The organism is Deltaproteobacteria bacterium (genome assembly GCA_022340465.1).
GTDB lineage: Bacteria > Desulfobacterota > Desulfobacteria > Desulfobacterales > B30-G6 > JAJDNW01.
The window spans coordinates 1-11,414 of the sequence record JAJDNW010000103.1; the positions used below are offsets into that span (position 1 = coordinate 1).

Sequence of the window (11,414 nt, forward strand, 5' to 3'; positions counted from 1 at the left end):
GCTTTGAATATTTTTTGCAAGACATAGAACGAAAAACTGAAACGCTGGCAGTGCCCATCGACGAATGATGTTGCCAACTTAAGCTTTCGTAGAAGAAGGCGGCCGGTTTCATCATTCGTCGATGGGCACGGGGGACTTAGCATTTTTTCTATGTCTTGCAAAAAATATTCAAAGCGCACCGTGGCCTTTTTGCGGAACATAATTCTGACAACCGGTATATGCAATTTTTCTTCTACTGCAAACATAAAAAAACAAGCGGTTGACACGATGTTGGCCCAAACAGCAAGAAAGGAGAGATATCGATATGTTGACAAAAGCGTACATTCCTTACAAAGGGTATTATGCCTCCCCCTTCAGCCGCTGGCAGATGAGCCTTGCCAACGAGAATGCCATTACGCTGGGGGCGCAAACCGCCAGAAAGTGGTTTTTGGCCAGTGAGCTCGATCCCACCGAAGTGGACTACCTGTATTACGGCATTACCATAGCCCAGCATCACATGTTTTACAGCCATACCTGGGCGGCTGCCATGCTTGTGGACAACCAGAAGGCACTGCCGGCACTGATGGTCAATCAGGCGTGCACCACTTCCACTACCTGTATCCATCTTTGTGCGGTGAATGTTGAGGCCGGAACTTATGAAACGGGATATGCGCTGATGTCGGACAGATGCTCCAACGGTGCCCACACCGTATGGGCCAACGCCATGACTCCCGGCGGTGAAGTAGAATCCGAAAATTGGATGATGGACAATTTCAACGGGGACCCCAACGCCGGTTTCAAGATGATTCAGACAGCGGAAAATGTGGCTAAAGAGGCAGGCATTACCCGGGAGGAGTGTGATGCGGTGGCACTGCGGCGCTATGAACAATATCTAGATGCGCTGGCGGATGACCGGGCGTTCCAGAAGCGCTATATGTTTCCGGTGGAATACAAAATTAGCCGCAAGAAAACGGGACTGCTTGAAGCGGACGAAGGGGTTATGCCCTCCACGGCCGAAGGACTGGCCAAGTTGAGACCGGTGGAACCCAACGGTGTGCTAACCTTTGGCGCCCAAACCCATCCGGCAGACGGCAACTGCGGCTTTATTGTAACGACCCGCGATAAAGCCAAGGCCATGAGCAAGGACCCGAGTGTTGAGATACAGATTGTCTCCTATGGATTCGCCAGGGTGGAGCGCGGTTACATGGCAGCGGCTCCGGTACCGGCCGCCGAAATGGCTTTAAAGGAAGCCGGATTGACCGTGAATGACATGAAAGCCGTCAAAACCCACAATCCGTTTGTGGTGAATGACATCAACATGGCGAAGAAGATGGGAATCGATGTGATGCAGATGAACAATTACGGCAGCTCACTGGTTTACGGACATCCCCAGGCGCCGACGGCAGGACGATTGATTGCAGAACTGCTTGAGGAGCTGGTGGTGCTCGGTGGCGGATACGGCCTTTGGGCGGGATGTGCCGCAGGGGATACGGCTGCGGCGATGGTTTTTAAAGTCGGCTGATCCCTACAAAAAACAGACTCTTCGCAGCGTGCTGCGGAGAGTCTGTTTTTATGATCACCCATGATCCGTCACTGGCTACATCATCAGCTTCACCAGGAACAAAGAGAGGGACGGGAAAAGGATCAGCAGGGTGACGTGCAGGAAATCAGCTGCCAGGAACGGCAGAATCCCTTTGAACACCGTCTCCATTTCAATGCCCATTTCCCGCACCACGCCGGCGATGACAAAGGTGTTCATGCCGATGGGCGGCGTGATCATGGCGATCTCCGCCATGCGCACGAAGATGATGCCGAACCAGATGGGGTTGAACCCAAGGTCCACCACCAGGGGAAAGAAAATGGGGATGGTGAGCACCGTCATGGCGGCCACATCCAGAAAACAGCCCAGAAAGAAATAGAGCACCAGCACCATGCACAGAATCGCCATGGGCGGCAGGGGCAGGTTGCCGATGAATTCGGAAAGCACATAGGGGATTGTGGAGGCGGCCACAAAAAAATTAAAGATCAGGGCGCCGATCAATATGCCGTAGATCATTCCCGTGGTCTTGAGCGTATCCATGATGGCGGTTTTAAAGCCGGCCCAGCTGAGACGGCCCCGCAGGGTGCACAGAACAATCGCTCCGAACGCCCCCACCGCACCGGCCTCGGTGGGGGTAAACCACCCGACGATCAGGCCGCTCAACACGAACACGATGAGCACCACGATCTCCCCGCAGCCGCTGAAAGCTTTGATCTTTTCCCTGAAAGAGGCTCTTTGCGCCGGAGGACCCAGTTCAGGCTTCCACCAGCACAGAATGCTGATAACGCCGATGTAAAAAAGCGCCTCGAGAATGCCCGGGATGATGCCGGCGGCAAACAGCCGGCCGATGGAGGTCTCCGTCAGAATGCCGTATATGATCAGCGCCCCGCTGGGCGGAATCAGAACGCCCATGGTACCGCCGGCGGCCACGGCGCCGGTGGCCAGGGCCGGATCGTATTTGAGGCGCTGCATTTCCGGTATGGACACCAGCCCCATGGTGGTTGCCGTGGCGATGCTGGAGGCGGAGACAGCGGCAAAGACCCCGGAACCGGCCACGGCGGCCATGGCCACGCCCCCTTTTTTATGCCCCAGCCACTTGGAGGCCAGGTTGAACAGATCCCGGCCCATGCCGCTCACAAAGACCACCTGGGCCATGAGAATGAAAAGGGGCAGCACCGCCAGGGAGTAATCCGTCACGGTCTGAAACGGCACCACCGCCAGCTTGGTAAACGCGGCCACATCCGAGATCAAGAACCAGAGACCGAAAAACCCCACCAGGGCCATGCCCGCCCCTATGGGTACGCCGAAACCCAGCAGGGCAAACAGCACGACAAAACCGATGATACCGATGAGAACAGAACTCATTTTTTCCTCAGCTTTCCGAATGCTCTGGACAGATCCACCAGATAGGTTAAACAGAAAAGAAACAGGCAGAACAGCCAGATGATCCGGAACGGAAGAAAGGGTATCTCCAGAACGTCCGAAATTTCTCCCAAGCCGTTTTCATAGGCCAGGCGCGCGCCACCCCAGGTGATTAAGGCCCAGATGACAAAACTGAGCAGGGCCGCCCCTGTTTCGGCGACGGCAGCCAGCTTTGCGGGAAAACGGGATACGATCAGGCGTACCACCACGTGGGTCTGATGCAGCGCCGCGTACACCAGCGCAAACCCTACGGGAATCACCATCAAAAGCTCGAACAGTTCATAGCTTCCCGGAATGATAATGTGCAGAAACCGGCCGAAAATGTTGCCCATCAACAGCAGCATGCCGGCTATCAGAAAAACACCTCCGACAAAGACTCCCTTGCGCGTGATTCGCTCGATCAGATCCGCCAACGCTTCCATGCGTCCTCCTCACCCCTGATACCCCGACCCCGGGATATGTTGTTAAAGGGTTCGAGGATACAAGCGAGAGTCAACGCCACCCGCTCCAGGTCTCGCAAACCCGCGAGCCCTGTAATCCTTGAACCCTCCTGCCATGCTGAAAAGCTTATTTCCCGCTGTATTCCTTGATCCGCTGCCGGATCTCCCGGTAGACGGCAGTCCCCGGCAGACCCTTGTCGTCCAACTTCTGCATCTGTTCTAAAATCGTGCTGTCCACCACGGCATACACCTTCTCCAGTTCCGCCGGCGGAAGCTTGATGAACTCCACCTGGTTCTCCTTGGCCAGCTTGATGCCCGTCTCTTCGTTGGCAAAAACCAGCTCCTCAACCTTCAGACCGAACCACTCCACGTTGTCCTCGAATACCTTTTGGATATCCTTGGGCAGCTTGTTCCAGGACTTGAGGCAAAACCCCCAGTGACCGGCCGGCGCGGAGGCAATGTTCAACTCAAGCGCATACTTCACCACCTCGGCAAACCGAAAGGACTTCAAGGTCTCGTAGGGCGCAAAAACTCCGTCAATCGTCGTCTTCTGCAGCGCCGTGTAGCTTTCGCTCATGGGCATCACGATGCCTTCGCCCCCCAGGGCACTGGCCACCTTGGCAAGATCCCCGGAGGCCTTGATGGTCATCCCCTTGAAATCAGACGCTTTTCGAATCGGCCGCTTGGCAAGCTGCAGCTGATACGGCGGAATCGACGCATAGGCCATCACCTTGATGCCCGCGTCCGTAAACTCCTGCTCCAGCTGCGGAAACTTGGCGTTTACCTCGTGATAGACCCTTCGGGCCATTCGCCGGTCGTTGACGCCGTAAAAGACCATGCGCATCGATTTCTCGAAATCAAACCCCTTGGGAGCGTACGCCCCTGAAAAGTCGCCAATGTCCGCCACCCCCTTGGCCAGCTCCAGCGCCGATTCCCGCGGCTTGTAGAGCGCACCCGCCCAGAACGGCTTGATCTTTACCCGGCCGTTGGTCTCCTGCTCGATCCTTTTGATCCAAAGATTCGCCGCCACCGACATCGGGTGCTGCGGCGGCCACAGGCCGCTGTAGGTCAGCTCGATGGTATCCGACGCCTGCGAAGGTCCCGCTGCCAGACCCCATGCCACGATCAACGTCATCGTAACGATCAGCCCCATCCGTTTAAAACCTCTTCTCATGATAACCCTCCTTTTTCTAAATGTTGCGGTTTTCTTTATCCGCCGATATAGACCGTCAGGCCCTCGGCTGCGAATACTCCTTTGACTTCTTGCATATGGCTGTCTTCCGGGGGCACGATGCGGATGCGTTGTCCCGGTTTTTCCAGTCTTTCATATTTGGCTTCTCCCAATCGGTGATAAGGCAGCAGGTGAACATTTACCGCTGTTCCCAATTCACGGGCGATAAATTGGGCCGCCGTTTTCAGCATGTCCGGCGAATCGTTGTATCCCGGAATAACCGGTATCCGCGCCAGCATGGGCAGCTCGAGTTGCCTGCGGATTTTTTTGGCGTTATCCAGGATCAGTTCATTGGAGACGTTGGTAAATGCTCTATGCTTCACCGGATCCATGTGTTTGATGTCATAAAGAACCAGATCAACATACCGCAGGATGTTTTTAAGGGTTTGCCACTTGGCAAAACCGCAGGTCTCAACGGCGGTATGGATGCCGGCGTTTTGGCAGCGTTTGAGAATGTCCGTGGCAAAAGCGGGCTGTGCCACGGGATCCCCGCCGCTCAGGGTGACCCCGCCGCCTGAATTTTGATAGAAAACGGCATCGGCATTCACATCTTCGAAGACTTCAAGCCCGCTCATGGTGCGGCCCATAAGACTTCGGGCCTCGTTAGGGCAGATCGCAGCGCATTCCCCCGTTCCCTTGCAACGGCTGCGATCGGTGACAGATTTTTCAGCGACAATTTGAATGGCGTTTTCAGGACAGACCTCGGTGCACATTCCGCAACCGGTACATTTTTCGGCATTGAAGAAAATCACGGGCTTCAAATCCTGCGATTCCGGATTCTGACACCAGAGACAGCCCAAAGGACAGCCTTTTAGAAACACGGTCGTTCGAATGCCCGGCCCGTCGTGGATGGCATAATGCTGAATATTGAAGACAACGCCGTTGACAGTCTCATTCCGCATCAGGCGATCCCTTCGTGCTCTGTCCGGCCGATAATTTCATTCTGCATGGGTTTGCCGAGTTGAGTGAAATATGCCGAGTATCCGGCGATACGAACAATGAGGTCTTGATGCCTTTCTGGATTTTCCTGAGCGTCCGTCAGCACTTTGCGGTTGACCACATTGAACTGGATGTGCTTGCCGTTTCTGCTGAAGTAGGTTCGAATCAGGAATGACAGCTTGCGCAGATCCTGGTCGGTTTTCAAGGAAGATGGATGAAACTTCATGTTCAGCAGGGAGGCCTGGTAGGGGATCTGGTCTATCTTGGCCGCACTGTTGAGAACGGCGGTGGGGCCGTTCAGGTCCATACCGCGCATGGCGGATACGGTGCCGTCGGCAAGGCATTCACCGTCGCAGCGGCCGTCAGGCGTTGCTCCCGTCAGCGCGCCGCCGGGCCACTGGGCGGAAATGGAAACCCCCGTGGGCTTGTGGGTTCCGCCGAGATAGGTTTTGAATTGAACGGCTGTTTTGGCAAAGAAGTCAAAAACATCCTTGGCAACGGTGTCGGCAGCATCGATGTTGTTGCCGTATTTGGGAGCGGCCAGGAATAATTTTCGCAGCTTTTCGCCTTTCACCCCCGCCCAGTTCGAGTTCAATGCATCCAGCATTTCCTGACCACCGATCTTCTTCTGGTCGAAGACGATTTGTTTGATGGCGGCCAGAGAATCGACGACATTGATCATTCCGACAGGGTTTAGCACGGCGATGTTTTCAAAAGGAAACACGCGGTCCATCAGCGCTTTGCCCATTTCTACGCCGTTGTCCATCAGAGACGACCGCACCGGGTCGGGGAACAGTTCCCGGTACACCTGAAGCTCGATGTTGTTCTTTTCTGCATGCAGTTCCATAAAATAGCGAAGCTGTTTTTTAAAGGCATTCAAAAAATTCTCAAAGGTTTCGAAGGTGTTGAATTCGCCGGTGGTGAGGCCGAGACGAACGCCGGTTCTGGGGTCTACGCCGTTGTTCAATGTGATTTCCAAAATCTTGGGAACGATAAACATACCATAGGCGGCGATACGCGACTTGCCGGCAATGGTGGCGTCGATACACCCGCCCAGCGAAAAATTTCTGGCATCCCGCAGCGCAACCTTTTCGCTGAGCAGATATTCAATGTACGAACGATCGCCGACAAAAGCCGGCATACCGATACCGATTCTGACCACCTCCAGGGCCTTGAGCATCAGTTTCTCCGGTGTGTTCTCATGCACCCGCACAGTGACGGTGTGATGGGGAACCGGGCAGCGCTCGATCGCTTCTAGAATTAAATAGGACAGCGCGTTGGTGGCGTCCTCTCCGGTGGCCGGTTGGACGCCTCCAATGGTCATGTTATGCCATTTGGCCATGCCGGCGTTTTTCTGCCGGGCGGCTTTGCCGGATGTGCGGTTGAGGTGCATGTCTTTGATTCGCAGGCATTGTAAAAGCTCCAGCACGTCTTCGTCGGTAATGATTTTATTTTCCAGGTCTTTTTTATAAAAGTCGATCATGTACTGATCGAATCGCCCCATGGATGCCGTGGGCGAAGGGGTGGTCATCAGGAATATGAACCAGAAGGACTGCAGGGCTTCGTAGAAAGTTCTGGCGGGGTTCGCAGGCACATGAGCGCAGATTTCGGCTATCCGCTTGAGTTCTTTGCGTCTTTCAGGATCGGATGTTGCGGCAGCCGTTTCCCGGGCCAGATCGGCAAATCGCCGGGCGAAGTGAATAATGGATTTATGGGCGATGATAACGGCCTTAAGGTAAGCAATTCTTTCGAGAAAATCGGGGCTCGCGGCGTTTGTCGACTGCAGAGCGGATTCGGCATCTTTTATGACGGAATTGAGGCCCTTTTTGAGCACCTTTTCAAAATCGACCGTCAGAATGTAGAAACCCGGCCCGAGTCCCATGCCGCTTTCGGCATACCCGCCTCCGGGACCGGTTTCTCGGTCCTTCCAGGGTGGAAGGATCATCCCCGACTGCATGAAAGGCCAGAGGCGATCACTGAAGATGCCGCCCATTCGGCTGATGGGGTTGAAGGCCTTCCAGTAGTCATTCATTTTTGCCAACTCCGCCTGCTCTTTTTTGGAAAAGAGATAGCCGGCATCCCTCAGCGAGTCGATCTCCTCCCGGGACCAGAGCCCGGCATAAAAATCAAACTCCAGGCCCATGGGTTTGCTGGCGGCATTTCCCGCTATCAGCTGGTGGTCTTCGATGAAGATGGTGATATTCTGCAAAACATTGGCCAGGGCCTTGGCCCTGCGAAGAATCATCGGCTCTCCGTCTGTCTTGCGAAAAGATTCGGTCATCAGACGGCTCTTTTCGACGCACAGGGGAAACCGGTCCACCTGAATTGTTTTCAATAAGTTTGCGATTCGTTCGGTCATGTCCTTGTCCTCTATTTTTTTGTGAAACAGATCGCCTGAATCGGCTCCCTGCATTATTCAAGTGTCTGGCAGCAGCAGCTTCACCAGCTTCCGCACGTCCGGCATCTTCTCCAGGCCGAGTATGGATTCACAGGCGGCTTTCAGTTTGGCCGGCGGAATCCTGTTTGCGGCATTCCCGGCACAGGAGATGAATTTGGCCGTAATGTCCTCCTGCAAGAGGGGGTGTTGCGGATGCCCATAGGCTTGTTTTATACTTTTGCTGTAACTGCTCCCGGTTTTTGTTAAAATTTCAAGGTGCCCCTGAGTGGCTTCCCGCAGGCCCCAGTCAGGGTTGAGTTCGTATATTACCTTTTGGGCCAGTTTCAGCACATTTTTATCTTTGAGCCGCTCCGGCGTAAAATGCTTCAGTGCCACATCCTGATGATAAAGTGCGGTGGCCACCGTAAACGGAATACTGAACTTGGCATCAATCACCGTCTGGGGGATTTTTTTAGCCGTTTCCGGCTCGCAGAGCATTCGATTGAAGGAACTGACGACCACTCGAATCCGGTCGATATTCGCCGGCTGCAGGGCGTGGCTTTTGGCGATATGCAGCGCTGCTTCGATATAGGTATGCGTGCCTCTGCAAGCTGGCCAGGGCTTGAAACTGATGTTGGCCCCTTCAAAGGTCGTTCCCAACCCGTCAAGCAATTGATTCGCGTCATACCGGCCGTTGGCGTAGAGGCTGAAAAGACCTGCGTTTCCTTCGAAAGGGTGGTCGAATCCCTTCACGCCTCTTTGGGCCAGCCTGGCGGAAAGCACGCCCGCTTTTGCAGCGAAAGCGTCCCGAATGGAGCGAATATCCGAGCGGGGGCTGTACCGCAGCTCGGCACTGCATGTAGCCTGGCAGAGCGTCAAAGAAAACAGGTCGAGCATCTGGATTTCGTTAAGGTTCAGCAGTTTTCCGGCGGCTGCGGCCGCTCCGAAGGAACCGAGAATCGGTGGAATATACCAGCCATATTCTCCGGGATTTACCTTGAGCGCCAAACCCAGACGGCAGACAAGGTCGCATCCCACCGCCAGGGAAGCGATGAACGCTCTTCCGTCTATCGGTCCGGCGGCTTCGGCGATTGCCAAGGCGGCCGGTACGGTTGCGGCGTTGGGGTGAACCAGCGCCAGGTCGTGGGCATCCTCGAAATCGAGCGCATGCGCCATGGCGCCATTGGCGAAAGCCGCCATGGGGGCCGGGACTCTGTTCCGAGAACCTAGAATGGTACTTTCCTTTTTGCCGCCGCTTTCAATGGCGAGTTCGACAAACGGGCGGCATTCCCGGCACAAGCCACCGGCGGCCAGTGTAACCCCCAGGGCATCGAGCAGGCTCATTTTGGCCATGGCCACGGCATTTGCCGGAAGATCCTCATATCGGGTATCGGCCACGTATTGAGCTAAAACGGATGACGCACTCATTTGCTTGGAATGGAACTTTTTATTTTTCATGGTGCATTCACTGGTTTGCGCTTTTTTTTTACGGCGTGTGCGCATGAGAACCCTCATGTGGCAGCACGGTGATATTGGGTGCCGACAGCACGCTCAACATGCCGATGACATTTGCAGCGGCAAAGAGAATCCAGGCTGCCTGATAGTGCCCGTAGGTATCGAAAAAAAATCCTGCCAACGGCTGGCCGGAGATGCTGCCGATCATGGCCAGTCCCTGGGAGACACCGACAATGGACCCCAGTCGCCTTCTACCGAAATATTCCCGCAAAAGCGCCGGTATCATGGGCACCGGACCGCCGTAGCCGATGCTGAACATCACGAGTACCGGCAACAGGAACCATCCGGCCGATTCGTTGAGCAGGGCAAAGCCGAACAGGCTGGCGGCGGTCAAGCCGACACCGGCTGCAGTCACACGCCGCTTGTCCAGCCGGTCGCCAAACCAGCCGAATCCCAGGCGCCCCACGACACTCATGACCGGAATGGCGCCGGCCGCGATTCCGGAAGTGAATCTGGGAATGCCGATGCTGCTCAAGTAGGGCATCACATGCGTCAACACAGCGTGAATGGCAAAAACATGACAGGTAAAGGTTATTTGAAAATGCCAAAACGCCCGTGTTCGAAGCGCCTGTCCAACACTGAATGCCGTTTCAAACGCCCGGGAAGGCTTGATGGGTCCCGCACCGTCTGCTGCCCCATTGAATTTCGGCACGACCCCGTCCGGCAAAAGGCCGTAGCGCTCGGGGCTGTGCCGTACAAAGGCTCCCAGAGATATCAGGATCAGCCAGGTTCCCACGCCAAAAGTGATCATGGCCGTCCGCCAGCCGAACGTGTCGACAAAGATGGTTACGACGGGGACCAGCAGACCGCCGGCTGCGGTGCCGCTCAAGACAATGCCGGTGGCCAGCGACACATTTTTCTGGAACCAGTTGCCGACAACCGTCACCGGTACCACACCGATGCAGGTGCTGTTTCCGATGGCAATGAGGGCAAATGCGCCGTAAAAGGCAGCCAGGGAATCGATTCGACTCAATATCGTGAGGCCGGAGCCGGTGATCAGAGCTCCGATGATGATCAGCTTGCGCGGACCCACTCGGTCCAGCATGATTCCCACGATGGGTGCCAGCAGGCCGATTTCCAATCCGCGAATGGATGCCGCAATCGATACACTGGCATAGCTCCAGCCGAACTCGTCGGCAATGGGTTTGAAAACGGATGTAAATCCGAATGAGATAATACCGGAGACGTATGCCGTAATGAAAAAGAGCGCACTTAAAACCCACCAGCCGTAATAACACTTAAACCGATGCATAGTCCGTTCGTTTGATAATTTCATCCTGAACCGGTTTGTCCAGGCAGACGAAATAGGCACTGTAGCCCGCTACCCGTACAACGAGATTGCGATGCTTTTCAGGATGTATCTGGCTGTCCAAAAGGGTCTCTCTGTCGACAACGTTGAATTGAACATGTTTGCCTCCCTGGCTGAAGTAGGTGCGGATCAGCATGGAAAGCTTTTGAAGATCTTCCTGAGTTTTAAAGGTCGAAGGGTCAAACTTCATGTTCAGCAGCGTTGCTTGGAAAGGACGCTGATCGACGGTCATGGCGCTTCGCAGCACAGCCGTGGGACCTTCCATGTCTCTTCCCTGTGCCGGAGACAGGGAACCGTCGGCAAGGGTTTCACCGGCATATCTTCCGTCCGGGGTCGCACCCGTCATAAAACCCCCCGGCGCATGGGCGGTAATTGAGATGCCGTTAGGTTTGGTGATGCCGCCCCATGACGTCGGAAATGATTGCGCGGTGTCTGCCCAGAACTGAAAAAGCTCGGCCGCAATGGTGTCTACATACATATTGCCATTGCCGTACTTGGGCGCCGCAAGGCACAGTTTGCGGATGCGTTGGTTGTCGGCCCCCTTCCAGTTTTCATCCAGGGCGGTTTTCAATTCCTTCAAAGAGATCTTCCGCTCATCAAAGACCCATTTCTTGATTGCCGTCAGGGCGTCCACCACATTGATCATACCCACCATGTTGAGC

Annotated in this window: 10 protein-coding genes; 1 reads left to right on the forward strand and 9 read right to left on the reverse strand. The window is 55.0% G+C overall.

Translation table 11 applies throughout. From position 1 onward, the window contains the following. Nucleotides 1-314 (reverse strand): hypothetical protein (locus LJE94_15120; protein ID MCG6911438.1); only part of this gene is annotated, 314 nt, incomplete at its 3' end. Between LJE94_15120 and LJE94_15125 the strand changes: the two genes are divergently transcribed. Continuing rightward, nucleotides 305-1,501: a thiolase family protein gene (locus LJE94_15125; GenBank protein ID MCG6911439.1), complete on the forward strand. Its 1,197-nt coding sequence runs from the start codon at nucleotides 305-307 to the stop codon at nucleotides 1,499-1,501. The genes LJE94_15120 and LJE94_15125 overlap by 10 nt on opposite strands. Nucleotides 1,502-1,576: 75 nt before the next feature. Here the strand turns inward: LJE94_15125 and LJE94_15130 are convergent, their stop codons facing one another. The 8 genes from LJE94_15130 to LJE94_15165 all read right to left on the reverse strand — a co-directional run. Further along, nucleotides 1,577-2,884 carry a TRAP transporter large permease gene (locus tag LJE94_15130; protein MCG6911440.1) on the reverse strand — a complete coding sequence of 436 codons (1,308 nt, stop codon included), beginning with the start codon at nucleotides 2,882-2,884 and terminating at the stop codon, nucleotides 1,577-1,579. After that, the gene (locus LJE94_15135; protein MCG6911441.1) at nucleotides 2,881-3,363 is read right to left on the reverse strand and encodes a TRAP transporter small permease; all 483 of its coding nucleotides are present in this window, start codon (nucleotides 3,361-3,363) and stop codon (nucleotides 2,881-2,883) included. Before LJE94_15135 ends, LJE94_15130 begins: the two co-directional genes overlap by 4 nt. A gap of 145 nt (nucleotides 3,364-3,508) precedes the next feature. Beyond that, nucleotides 3,509-4,555, reverse strand: coding sequence for a TRAP transporter substrate-binding protein DctP (gene dctP / locus LJE94_15140; GenBank protein ID MCG6911442.1), 1,047 nt, complete (start codon nucleotides 4,553-4,555; stop codon nucleotides 3,509-3,511). 35 nt (nucleotides 4,556-4,590) lie between these two features. Next, nucleotides 4,591-5,514: a glycyl-radical enzyme activating protein gene (locus tag LJE94_15145; GenBank protein MCG6911443.1), complete on the reverse strand. Its 924-nt coding sequence runs from the start codon at nucleotides 5,512-5,514 to the stop codon at nucleotides 4,591-4,593. After that, nucleotides 5,514-7,910, reverse strand: a complete 2,397-nt coding sequence (locus tag LJE94_15150; GenBank protein ID MCG6911444.1) for a formate C-acetyltransferase — start codon at nucleotides 7,908-7,910, stop codon at nucleotides 5,514-5,516. The genes LJE94_15145 and LJE94_15150 overlap by 1 nt, the downstream gene beginning before the upstream one ends. A gap of 57 nt (nucleotides 7,911-7,967) precedes the next feature. Next, a complete protein-coding gene (locus LJE94_15155; GenBank protein ID MCG6911445.1) occupies nucleotides 7,968-9,431 on the reverse strand; it encodes an MmgE/PrpD family protein in 1,464 nt (487 codons plus the stop codon). Continuing rightward, complete coding sequence (locus LJE94_15160) at nucleotides 9,415-10,695, reverse strand: MFS transporter (protein ID MCG6911446.1); 1,281 nt, start codon at nucleotides 10,693-10,695, stop codon at nucleotides 9,415-9,417. The genes LJE94_15155 and LJE94_15160 overlap by 17 nt, the downstream gene beginning before the upstream one ends. Next, nucleotides 10,682-11,414 (reverse strand): hypothetical protein (locus LJE94_15165; protein MCG6911447.1); only part of this gene is annotated, 733 nt, incomplete at its 5' end. The genes LJE94_15160 and LJE94_15165, both read right to left, overlap by 14 nt.